We start from the raw sequence: 17,632 nt of genomic DNA on the forward strand, positions 1-17,632 counted from the left end.
TTCTCCGGTTCAGTTCACTGGTGGTGACGGGGGATGCAAGGCGGCGTGATGTTGATGCTCGCGCTCGATGAAGGCGGCGATCATGGCCCGCCAGGTAGCCTCGACCACATCAGGGTCGGCGCCGTTTTCCAGCGCCAGCGCATTCACCCTGGCCAATACTTGGGTGACGCGCTGCGGCGCCGGAACCTCATCGGCCGTCTGCTTGAAAGCCGCAGCCTGGCGCACGTAGGCACCACGCTCGGCAATCAGCGCGACCAGCAGGCTGTCCACGCGGTCGATGTGGCGGCGAACCTCGGCCAGCGAGGTGCATTGGGTGACAGGATTCATGCTTGCTCCTTGGGAGACGGGATGGAATGACGGAAAACAAAAAGGCCGCGGGTTTCGATGCCGCGGCCTTTGGATGAAATCGGAATGACGACGACTAATCCGCTGCGGACCCCGGACAAACGGCGATGCGCCATGCGCGCAGGATGCGGCCGGGCAGCAGGCTCAGGACAAAGGAGGAATGCAGTCGGTTCATTTCTTCATTTTGGCGGCATATTGTGCAGTGCGTCAAGCCGCCTTCACTCAGCGACGATAACGGCGGTGCCAAGTATCCCGAGGGAAGAATAGCCTGCCGCCATGGAAACGGCTTAATATTAGTCTTTTCTGATTCACAGGAGCCTGTCATGAAATTTCTCCTCCCCGCGACGCTGCTGATTGCCGCTTTGCCAAGCTTCGCCCAAGACATTGCCGCACTGACCGCCGATACGAAAAAGACCGTCCTGCCGGTCGTACCCAAAGTAGTCAATGCGATGCAGGATGCAGTCGCCAGCAAGGGGGTGGCCGGCGCCATTCCTGTCTGCAGAGAACAGGCTCCCGAACTGATCAAGGAAAAGCGCCAGGAAACCGGCTGGGACATCCGCCGCGTCAGCCTCAAGACGCGCAACGCCGAACGCGGCACACCCGACCTCTGGGAAGCCCGCCAGCTGGCCGACTTCAACATCCGCGCGGCGAACGGGGAGAAGATCGACAGCCTCGAAAAAAGCGAAATCGTAACGGTCGACGGCAAGCCGGTACTGCGCTATATGAAGGCGCTGCCCGTCGGCGATGTCTGCCTCAACTGCCACGGCCCGACCGATACGCTCGATGCCGGACTGAAAAATGCGCTGACGGCAACTTATCCACACGATCAGGCCACCGGCTACGTAAAGGGGCAGATTCGCGGCGCGCTGACGGTCAAGCGCCCGCTGTAGCATCCCTGCGCGCACACCGGCACCTCGCAGGCGCACCAACGTGACAATGCGGCGACATGCCCGGGCAAAGCAATCTTGGGCATGTCGCCACATGTGACCGGAGAGTGCGCACGAGCAGATGTATCCTCATGCGCTATCGCCCTCTCGATACCAGGCCGATATTGATCATCTTGCTGGTCACGCCACGAACGGCTCAGCCGCCCAGCTCTATCTGCCGAACAACGGGCAAGTCGATCAGGCAAACGTGCTGACGCTCCTGCCGCGCTAAACCTGGCGCACCGGGGTGGCTTGAGGAACGCAAAATATGACCTTGCCAAACGCATCCATCGCGCCATGGACATATTTTTGCCAGGAAAGTATCTTTTCGCGCGCGTATTTTTCCCCAAGTCGCTTTCCGATCCACTTTCCACAACAAAAGAGATTTCTCTTGATGAATTTCTTCCACAACGCCGCCAGCCCCGCCGAACGAATCATACTGGCGATCATCATGGTCGCTGGCATCATCGCCTGTGGCTGGGCTCTCGCCCATTTTGCTACCGGCATTCTGACCGGGATCGGCCTGATGTACGCCGTCGCCTCAACGGGATTTGCCACAGCTGGCGCCGTAGCCACTTGGATGCCGGCCGCCACCAGCATCGGTGTCGCAGCTGGCGGGGCTAGCCTGTGCGTTTTGGTGGTCGGCAAGGTGATCGAGTCGGGAAAAAAGCAACCATATGAATGGAGCCTGCCGGCGCTGACCGCCTTGGCCGTATTTTTTGTCGACATGACAAAAGAAATTGCCTTTTCCACACAACTGGAAAGAGCCACTTTCGCTATCGCCACGGCCTTACTCACGCTGGTCAGCGGTTTCCTGCTGATGCAACCCAAATGGGGTGTCAAGGCAATCGGCTTTTTTCTCCCTTTCTTTCCGGTTTTGATCGTTGTGGTCGTCTACCTGCAGGACAAACAAGTCGAAAACCTGTTAAACGACATACTCGCAGCTGGCACCATGGGTGCAATAGGACTGGTCGGTACCATCGTCATCGCGCTCATTACCGGTATTCTGGGGCTGATGTTGAGTGACAAATCCCGCTGATCGACGTGTACCAAACATTCCCGAGAATGTGGCCAATACCGCTCAGGATAGCCATAGCGGACAAGACCCTGCCAACATGCTCAATAGCGGACTGAAAGGCGGGCTGGCAACCACCTAGCTACACTATCAGGAGCCGGGACGGACGGTCGCCTGAGCCCGGCAATATCGGCGCGTATCGACCGGAGATTGCATGCCATGTGCAAAATATGCATTGACACTCTGTAATTCAGAGTTATAGACTCTGCGATATAGAGTTACTTAATCCACAAGGTCATGACCGCTCCAGCCCAGCAACTCGCCGCCATTCAATCGATGCTTGCCGCCGGCCATCGCAACCTGCGTATCGAGCGGCACAGCCTGCCCCTGTGGGGCATTCCAGCCGGCCTGCTATGGGCGCTATCGGAATTCATCCTGACGCCAGAACAATTGCCCGACCTGACCCAACGTGCGCTCGCCTGGCTCATGCTGATGGCAACCGTGCTGGCCACCATCGGTACACTCGACTGGTATTGGACGCGGCAGACCAAAGCGGCGCGCGACGAGGCCTGGTCTTTCATCCATCGCCAGGTAATCAAGGTCTGGTGGCTGATGATGGGCTTGGCCGCGCTGGCCACCTTCGCCATGTTTTTCTACGGCGGAGGTTACATGGTGTGTGCTGTCTGGCTGGTCTGCCTGGGTATCGGCCTGTATGTACACGGTTTGTTTTCCGAAGAATTGCTGGAGTGGGCAGGTCTGCTTGCCATGCTGATCGGGATAGGCGGGCTGGTCGCCCAGTTCCCTTACGAAACCATGCGCTGGATTGCCGCCGCCGTCTTCGGCATCGGCCTGCCGCTGCTGGGCCTGATGCTGGACCACGGTCGGCATCGCCCTGCCCTGTTCCGCCTTGGCCAGATGTTGCTTTGGCTTTCGGCTGTATTGATCGGCCCGCTGCTCATCGAAACGGCCGCCCATCGCGATGGAATTCCCGACACCCGGGCAGTACCGCTTGCCGAATTTCGGGCTGACCAGCAGGCCCGGGAAGGTAGCCATATTGTTGCCATTCCGGCCGGCACGGCCATTCCGATCGAGCTGGAACTGGGTGGCGACCTGTTCATCGGCAATGCCGGAAAATCCAGTCTGACGCTGAATACTGCGCAAGGCATCGAACTGCTCGTACGCGAAGGCGAACTGACCGGCGACGTACGCCTGGCGGGTGGTGACTGGCAGCAATCGCGCCGCGTACGCTGGATTTCCATTCCTTGGCTGAAAGCAACGCTAACGCCCGCCCAAGGCCCGCTCGTGACCGGCAGTCTGATAGTACAAATTGGCGCCCGCTGAATTCCTTTCCAATACTGGAGTCGCTCATGAAAATCTTCCGTCCTGCCTTGCTTGTGGTCGTTACCCTCGTACTCGGCGCCTGTGCCAACCTCTCCGGGCCTTCTGCTGCCGATATTGCCCGCCTGCCGGTCGTTGACTATGGCCAGAGCCCACCCGCCGACGAGTTTGTGCTGCGCTACCCGGCGGGTGCCAACCTGCCAGTGGTCACTCGCCTCGAAGGCTCGCTATTGGAAAAAACCGAGCAGGCAACGCTGACGGTGCGCATCAAGCGCGATGTGTACGTCTATCGGGATCTCGCCAGCCTCGACGGAAAATCCTGGCAACCTGGCAATCTCGTAGTCGGCGGGCGTGTATGGATGACGCTCCCCGGCAACAAGGATCAAAAGCAGGATGCCGTCAGCGCCGGCGAAATTGGCGCCGAATTCAATCTGAAATAACAACCGCTCCCCCATGGAAGAACTCGATCCCCTGCTCCATCAGCCACTCCGCACACAACTGGTAGCTTTCCTGGCGGGTGCGGGCGAACAGACCTTTTCCGATCTCAAGCGCCAACTCGCCGTATCGGATGGCAACCTGGACGCCCACCTGAAAAAACTGCTGGCCGCCGATTACGTTGCGGTGCGCAAGGAATCCGGAAACGGCCGGCCACAGTCATTTTTCATACTGACACCACAGGGTTTGGCGGCTCTCAATGACTACGTCCGCGCCCTGCAGCGCCTGCTACCACTGGCAGGTAGCGGCGACGGACTTCCCGGCGGATTTCCCGGCCGCACGCTTGCGACCGACTGAGCAAGGCCGGCTCCTCGCCGGGTTGGCGGTATCTCTGTCATGCCACCTGTTGCTCTTCGGACTGGCCGAACACCCTCGGATAGCGCATGCTCCGCGTGCTGCATTGCCGCTGATCATCGCTTTGCAACCCGAAACGACCGCGGCTCTGGTATCGGAAACCGTCCCTCGAGTGACGGCCAGCTTCCCGGCCACGTCCCCCCCACAACGGCGGGCTACGCCATCCGCTGTCCGGGCAGGTGCCTCGATGAGATCAGAGAAAGCGCCCCAACCCGAATACGGAATCGGGGAGTCTCGCCTTCCCGATGCCGCTGGCCTGCTCGATGCCGCCCGGCGACAACTCGATGCTGAAAGCCGCAGGCGAACGCTCGATCCAATGTTTTCGCCTCCCCAAGCACCTACTCGCCCGCATCAGACAGATGCGTTGGAGCGTGCCTTGGGGACAGGCATGCCGCGTGTCGAACAATTGGCGGACGGCACAGTGCGCGTCACCGGCGCAAATGGTCGACAACATTGTCTTCAGCCGATGCCTGAGGTAGTAGCTCGCGGCCTCCCTCAGGCCCCCATCAGCACGCCGACGAATTGCCCCTAAGCCAGCCTTCTGCACACAATTCGAAACGATATTCTTGTCGCGATCCTGCGCTTGCCACCCCTAGCTCCGTGCCTTGCCGGCAAGGTACTCGAACAGCGCCGCAGCCGTCGGTCGCAGAGCGGCGCGTGAACGAACGCACAACTGCAGATCGCGCGGCGCCCAGGCGTCGGTGATCTCGACCGTCGCCACCCCCGGAGCGTTCCGGGGGACAGCCGAACGCGGCACCATGCCGATGCCGACCCCGGCCGCCACCATGCGCCAGACGGCGTTGAAGCTGCGCACCTGAATGCGCACATCGAGCCGGCTGCCGAGGCGGGCGGCGTGGTTCATCATGAAAGTATGGATCGCGCTGCCGGCATGCAGGCAAACGAAGGGTTCGGCCAGTACGTCGGCGAAGGCGAGCGCCGCCCGCCCGGCCAGCGGATGCTCGGCGGGAACGATCAAGACCAGGCGGTCGCGTCGATAGGGCTGGTTTTCGAGGCCGGCCAGGCTGCCTTCGGCGGCCACCACCCCGAGTTCCACCTGGCCGGCGGCGACCGCCTGGATGATGGCCGGGCTCGGTTGCTCCTCGAGGCTGATGCGCACCTGCGGGTGCTCGCGCAGGAAATCGCCCAGGTCTTCCGGCAGAAAGCAGTTGATGGCATTGGTGTTGGCAAAGACCGTCACCTGGCGGTGCAGGCCGCCGGCGTAGGGTGCCAGGTCGGCATGCATCTGTTCGAGCTGGGCAAAGACCTGACGGGCGTGGCGGAGCAGCGATTCGCCGGCCGCCGTCGGGGTCAGGCCGCGCGCATGACGGGCGAAGAGAGGCACGCCGAGAACCGCTTCAAGCTGCGTCAGGCGGTGGCTGGCCGAGGAGGGCGCGAGATGGACCAGTTCGGCGGCACGGGTCAGGCTGCCTGAATCGGCAATGGCCGCCACCAACCTCAGGTCGGGCAGGTCGTAGCGCATGGTTTCGTCCCCATCGAATGCTGGCTTTGAATAATACCAATTGCCGGCCCGTGAGCCGGGGGTTTTAATAGGAAGACACCATTTCACCCCGGGAACAACTTTGGAAAAATCGAACGCTTACGGTGCTGGTCTGGCGCTGATCGCGGCGCTCGGCTTTTCGCTGAAGGCCATCTTCATCAAGCTGGCCTACCCCTATGGGGTCGACGCGATCACCCTGCTTGCCCTGCGCATGGGCTTCGCGCTGCCGATTTTCCTGTGGGTCGGGCTGGCCGGCCAGAAGGCTGGCGGAAGCCTGACACGCGACGACTGGATCAAGCTCGCCCTGCTCGGCTGCCTCGGCTACTACGGCGCCAGCATCCTCGACTTCTGGGGGCTGGAATACATCTCGGCCGGGCTCGAACGCCTGATCCTGTTCACCTACCCGACGCTGACCATCCTGATCGGCGTCCTGTTTCAGGGCAAGCCATTCACCCGTCGCGAAGGGATTGCCGTGGCGCTGTGCTACACCGGCATCGGCTTGGCCTTCGTGCATGACCTCAACTTCGGCGATACGCGCAGCGTATTGATCGGGGGCGGACTGGTCTTCGGCTCCAGCGTTTCCTATGCGCTCTACCTGTCGGGCAGCGGGCCGATGATCGCCCGCTTGGGGGCCATGCGCTTCTCGGCACTGGCCATGCTGATGTCGTCGGCCGTCACGTTGCTGCATTTCATGATCGCCCAGCCATTCTCGGCCTTCATCCAGCCCTTGCCGGTCTACGGCTGGGGATTGGCCATGGCCCTCTTTTCGACTGTCATACCGGTCTTCGCCCAATCGGCGGCGATCCGCCGCATCGGCGCCGGGCGCGCTGCGTTGTTCGGCATGGTCGGCCCCATCCTGACGATCGGCGTCGCCTGGTGGCTGCTCGGCGAGCACATTTCCACCGCGCAGACCGCGGGCGCTGTCTTTGTCGTCATTGGCATCCTGATCGTCAGCCGCAAGTAATTGCTTCGGTTAGAATCCGGAGCATGATCGGCATTCTTCTCATCACGCATGGAAGCTATGGCGAGGCGCTCGTCCAGAACGCCTGCCACGTGCTGAACAAGCGCCCGCTGCAGCTGAACCAGCTTGGTGTCTCCGCGCAGGATGACCCGCTGGACCTGCTGCCGCTGGCTCGCCAGATGCTGAATCTGGTCGACAACGGCAAAGGGGTCCTGGTGCTGACCGACGTATTCGGCGCCTCGCCAGCCAACCTCGCCCTCAAGCTGCTCGAACCGGGCCGCATCGAGGGCCTGACCGGCGTCAACCTGCCGATGCTGTTGCGCGCCCTGAACTATCGCGACAGGGACATGGAGGCCCTGCTCGTCCGCGCCCGCGATGGCGGCCGCGATGGCATCCTCAACATGCAAAACCATTAACCGGAAACGATTCATGCTGACCCAGGAAACCGAAATCATCAACAAGCTTGGCCTGCACGCCCGCGCCTCCGCCAAGCTGACCCAGCTTGCCGGCAAGTACAAGTGCGAGGTGTGGATGAGCAAGGGCGCGCGCCGCATCAACGCCAAGAGCATCATGGGCGTCATGATGCTGGCCGCCGGCAAGGGCTCGAAAGTGACGCTGGAAACCGACGGTGCCGACGAAGCCGAGGCGATGGAAGCGCTGCTCGCGCTGATCACCGACTATTTCGGCGAAGGAGAATAAGCCACATGAGCTTCACGCTACACGGCCTGGGCGTTTCCGGCGGCATCGCCATCGGGCGAGCCATGCTGATGTCGCACGCCACCCTGGAGGTGGCCCACCTGACGCTGGCTCCGCGCCTGATCGACAAGGAAATCGAGCGCTTCGATGCCGCCATCAAGGCAGTCAAGGACGAGCTGATCCTGATGAAGGAAAACACCGAGCACGCACCGGCCGAGCTCAACGCCTTCATCGACATCCACACCATGTTTCTGGAAGACCCGGAACTGGCCGAGAAGCCGCGCGACATCATCCGCGAGCGGCGGTGCAACGCCGAATGGGCGCTGGTCCAGCAGATGGAGCACCTGGTCGACCAGTTCGACCAGTTCGAGGACACCTACCTGCGCGAACGCAAGTTCGACGTGGTGCAGGTCGTCGAGCGGGTGGTCAAGGAACTGCTCGGCCACCCCGGGCGTGCGGCGCTGAAAAACGCCAGGAAGTCGAAGGAAGAGAGCCTGATCGTCGTCGCCCACGACCTGTCGCCGGCCGATACGATCGCCTTCAAGGAACACCGCTTCGCCTCCTTCATCACCGATGTTGGCGGCGCCACCTCGCATACCGCCATCCTTGCCCGCTCGATGGCGATTCCTGCCGTACTCGGTCTGGAAAACGCCCGCGGCCTGATCCGCGACGGCGAGCTGCTGATCGTCGACGGCCTGCGCGGTGTCGTCATCGTCAATCCGGACCAGCGCATCCTCGACGAGTACCAGCTGCGCAAGGAACAGATCGAGCTCGAGAAATCGAAGCTCAAGCATCTGAAGACCGCCAAATCGGAGACGATCGACGGCGTTGACGTGCAGTTGTTCGCCAACATCGAACTGCCGGGCGACGTGCCGGTTGCCCTTGATTGCGGCGCCCAGGGCATCGGCCTGTTCCGTACCGAATTCCTCTTCCTCGACCGCGGCGACATACCCGACGAGCAGGAGCAGTACGAGGCCTACAAGAAGGTGGTCAAGGGCATGGGTGGCCGGCCGGTCACCATCCGTACCTTCGACCTCGGTGCCGACAAGGACCTGAATCCGAATGCCAGCGCCGGCGACCGCGTGAAGACCAACCCGGCCCTCGGCCGTCGCGCCATTCGCCTGTCGCTGGCCGAGCCGCGGATGTTCCAGACACAGTTGCGCGCCATCCTGCGCGCCTCCAGGCACGGCCCGATCAAGCTGCTGATTCCGATGCTGGCGCATGCCCACGAAATCGACCAGACACTCGCTGCGCTCGAGCAGGCAAAATCCAGCCTGCGCGGTGAAAAGGTCGCCTTCGACGAGAACATCGAGGTCGGCGGCATGATCGAGATCCCGGCCGCCGCACTGGCCGTCGGGCTGTTCCTGCGCCGGCTCGACTTCCTCTCCATCGGCACCAACGACCTGATCCAGTACACGCTGGCCATCGACCGTACCGACGAACAGGTGGCCGCGCTCTACGACCCGCTGCACCCGGCGGTACTGATGCTGATCGCCCATACGCTGGCCAGCGCCGAGAAGGTCAATATCCCGGTCTCGGTGTGCGGCGAAATGGCCGGCGATCCGGAACTGACCCGCCTGCTGCTCGGCATGGGCCTGCGCATCTTCTCGATGCACCCGTCGCAGATCCTGAAGGTCAAGCAACACGTGCTGAAATCGGACGTCAACGATCTCGCCCCCAACGTTCGCAAGATCCTGCGCCTGGACGAGCCGGGCAAGCTGCGCGAGGCGCTGGAAAAACTCAACGGCTGAGCGCGCAACACCACCTTAAGGACTAAACAAAACGCCGTGCGACCTTTTGTCGCGCGGCGTTTTGTCACATTCCCCACTCCCTGGCAAAGGCGGAGAATCGGACGCCGCTTGAATACCAATAAAATCAGGGAGAACTACATGGGCTATCAACTCCGTCCATTGGCGACCGCCGTTGCGCTCGCCTGTACCGCCATGGCCTGGCAGCACGCTTGTGCCCAGACGACGCTGAACGAGGTCGTCGTCAATGCCGGCAAGATTCGCGATGCGGCCACGCCGCAACAGATCGGCTCGGCGGAAATCGCCGCCCAGCACGCCATCACCCGTGACACCGCCGCGCTGCTGCGCGATGTGCCGGGCGTCAGCCTCTACGGCGCCGGCGGCGTCTCCAGCCTGCCGGCCATCCACGGCCTGGCCGACGATCGCCTGCGCATCACCGTCGACGGCATGGATTTCATCGCCTCCTGCCCCAACCACATGAACCCGCCGCTGTCTTATCTGGACCCGAGCAATGTCGCCAAGATCAAGGTCTTTGCAGGCATCGCGCCGGTCAGCGTGGGCGGCGACAGCATTGGTGGCGCCATCGTCGCCGAAACCGCGCCGCCGCAGTTTGCGGCACCGGGGCAAGGCACGCTGGCCAAGGGCGAGATCGGCGCCTTCGCCCGCAGCAACAACAACGCCATCGGCGGCAACGTGGCGGCCACGCTGGCCACCGAAAACCTCAGCATCAGCTACACCGGGGCGCTGGCCAAGGCCGACAACTACAAGGCCGGCGGCAATTTCCGGCAAAACACGGCGACCGGCCGTATCGGCCACAGCCTGGCTCTCGACGAAGTCGGATCGACCGCCTACGAGAGCCGCACGCATACCCTCGGGTTCGCCCTGCGCGGCGGCAACCATCTGGTCGAAGCCAAGTTCGGTTATCAGGATGTGCCCTACCAGCTCTACCCCAACCAGCGCATGGACATGCTCGACAATGAGCAGAAGCGCGTCAATCTGCGCTATCTGGGCCAATTCGAATGGGGTCTGTTCGAAGCGCGTGCCTACCATGAGCGCGTCGACCATTTCATGGATTTCGGCGCCGACAAGCGGATCTGGTACGGTGCCTCGTCGGGTGCTTCGACCGCAGCGAACGGTTCGCCGTGTTCGCCGATCAGCAACACCTGCGCCTATGGCATGCCGATGTACTCGGCCGGCCGGACCACCGGGATCAACCTCAAGGGCGATATCGAACTGGGGCAGGGCGACCTGCTGCGTCTGGGCGCCATCTACCAGCATTACACGCTGAACGACTGGTGGCCGCCATCCGGTTCCGGCATGTGGCCGGGCACCTTTGACAACATCAACAATGGCAAGCGCAACCGCATGGGCATCTTCTCCGAATGGGAGAAGCGCTTCGGACCGCAATGGACCACTCTGCTCGGCGCCCGCTACGAGCGGGTCGAAACCGATGCTGGCAACGTTCACGGCTACGGTACGGCCATGGGCAACCAGCTGGTCGACACTGCCGCCTTCAACAGCCGCAGCCACAGCCGTACCGACAACAACGTGGACCTCACTGCGCTGGCCCGCTACACCCCCAGCCAGAGCGCCGACATCGAGTTCGGCCTGGCCCGCAAGGTCCGCTCACCCAATCTGTACGAGCGCTACACGTGGTCCACCTGGAGCATGGCGGCGGTCATGAACAACTTCGTCGGCGACGGCAACGGCTACATCGGCAATATGGACCTGAAGCCGGAAACGGCCTACACCGCCTCCTTCACCTTCGACTGGCACGCCGCCGACCGTCGCTGGGAACTCAAGGCCACGCCGTACTACACCCACGTCGATGACTACATCGACGCCGTCCGCTGCACCGCCGGCTCGGCCTGCACGGCAGCCAACAACAATACGCGCAACCAGTTCGTGGTGTTGCAGTACGCCAACCAGTCCGCACGCCTGTACGGTCTCGACCTCTCCGGCCGCGCCCCGCTGGCCCGGACCGGTTTTGGCGAATTCGGCGTCAAGGGCCTGGTCAATTACACCCGCGGCGAAAATCGCGATACCGGCGACAACCTGTACAACATCATGCCGCTCAACGGCAAATTCAGCCTGACCCACCAGTCGGGCGGCTGGGCCAATGCCATCGAGTTCGTCGGCGTCCAGGGCAAGCACGACGTATCGGGGGTACGCAACGAAATCGCCACGGCCGGTTACAGCCTGACCCATTTGCGCGGCAGTTATTCGTGGAAGAACGTTCGCGTCGATTTCGGCGTCGAAAACCTCTTCGACCGCTACTACGCCCTGCCGACCGGCGGCGCCTATACCGGCCAGGGCCGGACGATGAGCCTCAACCCCGCCGACGGCACAATGCCCTGGGGCATCGCCGTACCGGGCATGGGCCGCTCCTTCTATGCCGGCTTCAACCTGAAGTTCTAAGCCCGAGCCAGCACCGAACAGCCCCGGCCCGCGACCGGGGCTTTTTACCATCCATGCCGGAGATTCCCCGATGTCACGCCAGCCCCGCAAGACCGATCCCGGAGCAGAAATCCATGCAGCCGGGAGTGAAGGCAAGGCCTGGCGACTGACCGAAGGGGTCGTCCGTTTCGACAGCGTTGGAGCTGACGGACATGGCAGCTTTGCCAGCCTGGCCATCGCCGGCGACCTCATCGGCTGCGAAACGCTGCTCTTCGGCTGCTACACCTTCCGGGCCACGGCCCTGACGCACTGCCGCCTCGACCCTTGGCCGGAAGGCGGCGTGGCCGACAAGCCGGCCTTGCTCGCATCGCTGAACCGGATACAACAGCGGGCCGCCGATCTGGTCGCGCTGCGCGGCGGCCAGGCAAGCGAGCGCGTTCTCGGCCTCATCCGCCTGCTCACCGACCGGAACGGCCGCGTCATACTTCCCACGCGCCAGGACATCGCCGACATCACCGACCTGCGCTTCGAAACCATCTCCCGCATCGTCAAGCAACTCGAACGCGATCAGGTCATCCGCTCGATACGCCTCGACGGCGTACACGCCACGCGCAGCTTTGCGCTGGCATGACCCGCGCTAGCGAGTCGGTTCGGTTAGAAAAGCGATCTTGACGATGCTGGCCCGCTGGGCCGCCGCCATCACGTCGGCCACTTTCTCGTAAGCCACCTTGCGGTCGGCACGCAGGTGCAATTCGGGCTGCCGGCCGCTGGCGGCAGCGAAACGGCCATCCAGCGCATCGCGGGCAACCGGCTCGCCATTCCAGAAAATCCGCCCGTCGATATCGATCGCCAGCTGGATCACCTCCGGCTTGTCATCCAGCTTGGAGGCCGAGACCTGTGGCAGGTCGATCGGCACCGCCTGGTGAAACAGCGGTGCCGTGATGATGAAGATGACCAGCAGCACGAGCATCACATCCACCAGCGGGGTGGTGTTGATTTCGGCCATCGGCTGGCCGGTTCCGCCCTCGTCGAAGCTCCCGAAAGCCATGATCAGACCACCTGTTTGGCGCGCGCGGCAGCGATGTCGACCAGTTGCGTATTGCCGCCGACCCGGACGCCGGTTGTCAGGTAGGCATGCAGGTCGTGGGCGAAGCCGTCAAGTTGCACCGCAAGAAGCCGGTTCGAACGGGTGAAGGCGTTGTAGGCCAGCACGGCGGGAATGGCGACGAAAAGTCCGGCCGCCGTCATGATCAGGGCCTCGCCGACCGGGCCGGCCACCTTGTCGAGGACCACCTGGGTTGCGCCGGAAAGCCCGACCAGGGCGTGATAAATGCCCCAGACGGTCCCGAACAGGCCGATGAACGGTGCTGTCGAACCCACCGACGCCAGAAAGGTCAGCCCGCGCTCGATGCGGGCCTGGGTGTTCACGATGTGCGAACGCATGGCGCGGGTTACGAATTCGCTGGCATTGACCCCGGCACCGATACCGCGTGCGGCATTCTGCTGATGCGCCTGCGCAGCGTGCGCACCGGTCAGCGCCAGTCCGGCGAAGACGCCCGACGGATCGTCGCGGCGCAGGGCCTCGAGTGCCTCGGGCAGCGAATTGGCGCTCCAGAAGGAATTCAACGCCCGTTCCTGCGAGCGGGATGCCCGCCAGGCCGACAACAGTTTGCTGAGGATGACCGACCAGGAAGCGACCGAGAGCAGCGCCAAGATCACGGCGGTGATGTGTGTTACCAGGTCACCCTGGCTCCAGAAGTGGGCCAGGCCCATTGGCGAATGCATGAAATTTCCTTTTTGAATCAGTCAAGCGCAAAGGCGATCGGAACGACCACCGACGAATCGACCGGCTCGTCTCCGCGCCGGGCTGGAACAAAGCGCCAGCGCTCCACAGCCGCCACGGCCGCTGCATCGAGACGCGGAAAGCCGCTCGATTTCGAGACGACCACCTCCAATGCGGCACCCTGGGCGCTGACGCGCACCTTCAGCAACACCTTGCCCTCCTCGCTCAAGCGACGGGAAAGTGCCGGGTAGACGGGCTTCGGATTATGCAGGTAGTCGGCGTCGAAGCGTGCGGCAACGATGGTCACCGGCGCCGGTGCAGGTGGCGCGACGGGCTGCGGAGCCGGGGGAGCCGGCGGCTGCGGGGCCACGACAAAGCTGCTGGGAGCGGCCGGGACCGCTGCAGCCAGAACCGGTTGCGGCGGAACGACCGGCTGCTTGCGTGCAGGCGCCTTCGGCGGCGGCGGCAGGGGTTTCGCAGTAGCCGGCGGCTCCTCGATCATGGGCAACAGCCGGACGGTGATGCTGGAAGGCAACGAAATGAGCTCGTTCTTGACCGAAAAGAAGAGCAGGGCATAGGCCAGCACGGCATGCAGCAGAACGACAGCCAACAGGTTGAAAGCCCGCTCTGCCGGCGACGGATGGCGCTCGGGCAGATCCAGTGGTGGCAAGACCATCGTATCGTTCACAGCCCTTGATTCATATCAAAATACACATAAAAACAGCCACTTATAACAAAATCGATTGTAATCGAGTGGCGCCGCGTTGCCGATGCGGCATATTGTCGCAGATTGGCGCGAGTTCATTCCGGACACAACACGCTCACTGCCCGCCGACGCGCGCCAGCCGGAAGGTCAGCCAGAAGACGCTGCCTTCCCCCAGCACGCTGCGGCAACCGACTTTGCCGCCCATGGCCAGGGCAATTTGCCGGGTCATCGCCAGGCCAACACCGAGGCCGCTATAAAGACGGCTCTGCGAGTTGTCGCCTTGCTCGAAAATCGAAAAAAGCCGGTCGATATCCTCGGCGGCGATACCAACGCCCGTATCCTCGACTTCCAGCCGCAACTCCAGTTCGCCTCCGGGGAACAATTCGGCATTCGCGCGCAAGGTGATCCTGCCGTTCGGCGTAAAGCGCATGGCGTTGTCGATGTAATTGGCGATGGCCCGCCGGATGAGCACCGGGTCACCCACCACCTGGGTATCGGTCAGGTGCGTATCGCACACGAATTCCAGTCCCTTGACGCTGGCTTGCTCGGCGGCCATGCCCGCTATTTCGTCGATCAACACTTGCAGGGCAAATACCTGCCGCTTCAAGGCGAGCCGACCGGAATCGATCCAGCTCATCTCAAGGATCGCGTCGATGGTTCGCGTCAGGCCCTGGGTCGCCGCTTGCAGCCGCTCCAGCAATTGCGTCTGCTTCGCGGTCATCTCCTGGCGCTTGAATATCTGCAACAGGCCATTGATCTGGTGCAGGGGTGTCCGCATCTCGTGGCTCATGTTGGTCAGAAAGCGGCTTTTCACTTCCGACAGGCGTTCGGCTGCCTCCCGCGCCAGCGACAGCTCGCGGGTACGTTCGTTCACCTGCTCTTCCAGATGGTCGCGATACTGTGCCAGCTCAATCTCGAGACCATGCTGCTCGGTAATGTCGTGCCCGATGCACAGCACCCCTTCGAAACGCTCATCCCGGCTCAGGATGGCGCGATTGAACCAGCGCACCCAGATTCGCCGGCCGTCCCGGGTCACGTTTTCGTTCTCGTTCTCGGCATATGCCTCGGGATCGTCAAGGATGGCCGAAATCACGCGCGCCAAATCGCGTTCGGTCACGCTCTCCGATGCCGGAACGATGGTCTCGATGATCGGCCTGCCGATCACTTCGTCGGCACGGAAGCCGAACACCCGCTCGGCAACCTCGTTGAAGTAAGTCACCACCCCCGACGGCGACAGCCGAAGAATGATCACATTGGCATTCTCGACCAGCTCGCGGTACTTGCGCTCGGCGCGCTGCCGCTCGCCGGCCTCCCGCTGGAGAGCGAAGTTGATGCGGCGCATGCGCACCGCCACCAACAACGCACACACCAGCAGGGCCAGCGTGATCGCCATCGACCACAGCAACCAGGCAGGAAGCGCCTGGCGCCGATCCGGCGCATAGAGAAAAGGCTCGACGTCGAAATCCCCGGGCATCAGCTTCTGGCTGGCATAGACCGCAACCACATGCCGCCAGCGTCCCGGATTCATGTAGCCGGCCTCGACGATATCCGGACGCGTCAATTCGCGAATCTGCTCCGCCTCGAAGCGCAAGTGTTCCAGCGATTTGCCCTGCGTGTTGTAGCGTTCGATGACCAACTGCGCGATTTCATCCGAATGGTCGAGCGCATACACCAACCCTTTCAGCGTTGCCTCGCGAAAGGCCCGGACCAGTTCGGGACGTTTGCCGAGCATCGACTCGGTGGTGAACAATATGTTGCCGAACAGGTCGATCCCTGCCGAACGCGGCGTGAGCAGCAGATACTCATGCTCCCGTCCGCTGATCAGGAAAGGTTCGTTCGAGAGATAGACGGCCTTGGCCGCATGCTCGCCACGGTCAACCGACGCCAGGGTCCAGTCGGTCTGCGGCACCAGCTTCAACCGGTTGGCCGGCAGGCCCGAGGCCTTCAGGTAGGCTTCGATTTCGTTGCTGCTATGCACATCGACGGCAACCGGCCGGTCGGCCAGGTCGCTCACGCTGTTGATCCCGTGCGCCCGGCGGGCAAGCAGCCCGACCGGCGAATGCTGCATCAGCGCCGCCAGGGCGACCACCGGCTTGCCTTGATGGCGGTCGATGACCAGCGACGACGTACCGATGCCGAAATCCGCCTTCCCGGACAGCACCGTCGACACCGTGTCGACGCCGGGATCACCCTCGAGAATATCAACCGCCAGACCGGCATCGCGGTAGTAACCCTTGGCCTCGGCAGCATAGAACGCCGCAAATTCGAACTGATGCTTCCACGGCAGTTGCACCGAAACACGCTCGAGGCCCAGCACCGTGCCCGCCCAGCCCACACAGACGATGGCCAGCCAGCAACGGAAAAAACGAAGTACCCCTGACATCATGACTATATCGGTATCTGGTATCCCTGAAATGGAACAAAGTGGCTTGCGCAAAGCCTGAAGGAAGCATGATAGCCGGAACGCCCCCAAGCACCGGAGCAAGCCATCAGGAAACGTGAACGTGACGGCGGGGACCGAAGTCCCCGCCGGCTGTCTTGGGTAATAAGGCTTCAGCGGCCCCAGCTAGCCGTTATTAGGCGGCGATAGCGAATTGCTCATCATTGGCAATTATGGATTTGCTTCATTAACGTCGATCGCCTGACGAGTTGCCTGCGCACCTTTGTCCGCCCTGTCGAAGCCAGTACACCCCCATCCAAACGCACTCAGCGGAATGCCCTTGGGTGGAGGTGAGGGGAATCGAACCCCTGTCCAGAACGCCTCCAGATTGCCGGAATTACAACCATGCTTCGAATTATGGGGGCGGGATGGGGGTTTTTCAAGCCACGGCCACGAAATATCACTGCCCGCACCATGCCCGCGCGCCAAAACGGTCAAAACTGTTGCGCAAACGTTCTGTAGCCGTCAAGGTCGAGCGCAGGCGCAGGGTGGTACCGTCGAACAGCACGTTGAAGCGGGCCGGCTCGCTCCAGTCGTCGCAGTAGCGCCACTCCCAGACCAACTCGTCACGCGCCTTGAAATAGACGGTCCATTCCGGAACGGGCGGCCCGATGACGCGCACGACCTCCTCCTGCGTCATGCCGGCCTGGAGGCGGGCAAAGTGCTTCATGGTCAGCACGTTTTCGCGCGACACGAAGCGCCCCCCGGCATCGCCGCGCACGAAATAGGTGTGAAAACCCATCGCCCCGGAGGGATAGACCAGCGTTTCGCCCCCGTCGGCCTCACGCCAGCGGAGCGAGGGTACGCCCATGGCCTGTTCGACATCGACCAGCCGGGCATCGACGGGAATCCGGCCAATCCCGTCATAACCCGTGCAGGCGGCCAGCAGGCCGATGAGCAGGAGGCAGATGCCGGCACGAACGCTCATGG

The 17,632-nt window shown here is 62.6% G+C and carries 18 protein-coding genes and 1 other RNA gene; 11 read left to right on the top strand and 8 right to left on the bottom strand.

The features are described from left to right. Window positions 1-9: 9 nt before the first annotated feature. Window positions 10-327, bottom strand: a complete 318-nt coding sequence (locus F1002_RS07090; RefSeq protein ID WP_150428316.1) for a chorismate mutase — start codon at window positions 325-327, stop codon at window positions 10-12. A 341-nt stretch (window positions 328-668) separates the two neighbouring features. On the opposite strand from F1002_RS07090, the gene F1002_RS07095 reads away from it, so the two are divergent. The 5 genes from F1002_RS07095 to F1002_RS07115 all read left to right on the top strand — a co-directional run bounded on the left by F1002_RS07095 (window position 669) and on the right by F1002_RS07115 (window position 4,416). Continuing rightward, a complete protein-coding gene (locus tag F1002_RS07095; RefSeq protein WP_150428317.1) occupies window positions 669-1,235 on the top strand; it encodes a DUF3365 domain-containing protein in 567 nt (188 codons plus the stop codon). Window positions 1,236-1,539: 304 nt separating this feature from the next. Further along, window positions 1,540-2,310 carry a hypothetical protein gene (locus tag F1002_RS07100; RefSeq protein ID WP_150428318.1) on the top strand — a complete coding sequence of 257 codons (771 nt, stop codon included), beginning with the start codon at window positions 1,540-1,542 and terminating at the stop codon, window positions 2,308-2,310. A gap of 273 nt (window positions 2,311-2,583) precedes the next feature. After that, window positions 2,584-3,627 carry an MFS transporter permease gene (locus tag F1002_RS07105; RefSeq protein WP_150428319.1) on the top strand — a complete coding sequence of 348 codons (1,044 nt, stop codon included), beginning with the start codon at window positions 2,584-2,586 and terminating at the stop codon, window positions 3,625-3,627. 26 nt (window positions 3,628-3,653) lie between these two features. After that, on the top strand, window positions 3,654-4,064 hold the full coding sequence (locus tag F1002_RS07110; RefSeq protein ID WP_150428320.1) for a hypothetical protein: 411 nt from the start codon (window positions 3,654-3,656) through the stop codon (window positions 4,062-4,064). A 13-nt stretch (window positions 4,065-4,077) separates the two neighbouring features. Further along, window positions 4,078-4,416 carry a transcriptional regulator gene (locus tag F1002_RS07115; RefSeq protein ID WP_150428321.1) on the top strand — a complete coding sequence of 113 codons (339 nt, stop codon included), beginning with the start codon at window positions 4,078-4,080 and terminating at the stop codon, window positions 4,414-4,416. A gap of 649 nt (window positions 4,417-5,065) precedes the next feature. On the opposite strand, the gene F1002_RS07120 is transcribed toward F1002_RS07115, so the two are convergent. After that, window positions 5,066-5,953, bottom strand: coding sequence for a LysR family transcriptional regulator (locus F1002_RS07120; protein WP_191090331.1), 888 nt, complete (start codon window positions 5,951-5,953; stop codon window positions 5,066-5,068). A 100-nt stretch (window positions 5,954-6,053) separates the two neighbouring features. Here F1002_RS07120 and F1002_RS07125 point away from each other — a divergent pair, with 100 nt between their 5' ends. From F1002_RS07125 to F1002_RS07150, 6 genes are all read left to right on the top strand, one after another. After that, entirely contained in the window at window positions 6,054-6,935 is an 882-nt protein-coding gene (locus F1002_RS07125) for a DMT family transporter (RefSeq protein ID WP_223879492.1), read from the top strand. Between the two features lie 23 nt (window positions 6,936-6,958). Next, window positions 6,959-7,348: a PTS sugar transporter subunit IIA gene (locus F1002_RS07130; protein WP_150428322.1), complete on the top strand. Its 390-nt coding sequence runs from the start codon at window positions 6,959-6,961 to the stop codon at window positions 7,346-7,348. Window positions 7,349-7,361: 13 nt separating this feature from the next. Continuing rightward, the gene (locus tag F1002_RS07135) at window positions 7,362-7,631 is read left to right on the top strand and encodes an HPr family phosphocarrier protein (protein ID WP_150428323.1); all 270 of its coding nucleotides are present in this window, start codon (window positions 7,362-7,364) and stop codon (window positions 7,629-7,631) included. A 5-nt stretch (window positions 7,632-7,636) separates the two neighbouring features. Further along, window positions 7,637-9,379, top strand: a complete 1,743-nt coding sequence (gene ptsP, locus F1002_RS07140; RefSeq protein WP_150428324.1) for a phosphoenolpyruvate--protein phosphotransferase — start codon at window positions 7,637-7,639, stop codon at window positions 9,377-9,379. Window positions 9,380-9,517: 138 nt separating this feature from the next. After that, window positions 9,518-11,794, top strand: coding sequence for a TonB-dependent receptor (locus F1002_RS07145; RefSeq protein ID WP_191090332.1), 2,277 nt, complete (start codon window positions 9,518-9,520; stop codon window positions 11,792-11,794). A 70-nt stretch (window positions 11,795-11,864) separates the two neighbouring features. Beyond that, the gene (locus tag F1002_RS07150) at window positions 11,865-12,404 is read left to right on the top strand and encodes a Crp/Fnr family transcriptional regulator (RefSeq protein ID WP_150428325.1); all 540 of its coding nucleotides are present in this window, start codon (window positions 11,865-11,867) and stop codon (window positions 12,402-12,404) included. 6 nt (window positions 12,405-12,410) lie between these two features. Here the strand turns inward: F1002_RS07150 and F1002_RS07155 are convergent, their stop codons facing one another. From F1002_RS07155 to F1002_RS07180, 6 genes are all read right to left on the bottom strand, one after another. Then, a complete protein-coding gene (locus tag F1002_RS07155; protein ID WP_150428326.1) occupies window positions 12,411-12,821 on the bottom strand; it encodes a biopolymer transporter ExbD in 411 nt (136 codons plus the stop codon). Window positions 12,822-12,823: 2 nt separating this feature from the next. Beyond that, complete coding sequence (locus tag F1002_RS21390; protein WP_150428327.1) at window positions 12,824-13,558, bottom strand: MotA/TolQ/ExbB proton channel family protein; 735 nt, start codon at window positions 13,556-13,558, stop codon at window positions 12,824-12,826. Window positions 13,559-13,575: 17 nt separating this feature from the next. Beyond that, window positions 13,576-14,244 (bottom strand): energy transducer TonB, encoded by a 669-nt coding sequence (locus F1002_RS07165; protein ID WP_223879493.1) that lies wholly within the window; start codon window positions 14,242-14,244, stop codon window positions 13,576-13,578. 133 nt (window positions 14,245-14,377) lie between these two features. Beyond that, window positions 14,378-16,648: an ABC transporter substrate-binding protein gene (locus F1002_RS07170; RefSeq protein WP_150428328.1), complete on the bottom strand. Its 2,271-nt coding sequence runs from the start codon at window positions 16,646-16,648 to the stop codon at window positions 14,378-14,380. Between the two features lie 119 nt (window positions 16,649-16,767). Next, window positions 16,768-17,098: a transfer-messenger RNA gene (gene ssrA, locus F1002_RS07175) on the bottom strand. Between the two features lie 4 nt (window positions 17,099-17,102). After that, on the bottom strand, window positions 17,103-17,630 hold the full coding sequence (locus F1002_RS07180; RefSeq protein ID WP_150428329.1) for a hypothetical protein: 528 nt from the start codon (window positions 17,628-17,630) through the stop codon (window positions 17,103-17,105). Window positions 17,631-17,632: the final 2 nt, after the last annotated feature.

The sequence above is a fragment of the Dechloromonas sp. CZR5 genome (assembly GCF_008711155.1).
Taxonomy (GTDB): Bacteria; Pseudomonadota; Gammaproteobacteria; order Burkholderiales; family Rhodocyclaceae; genus Azonexus.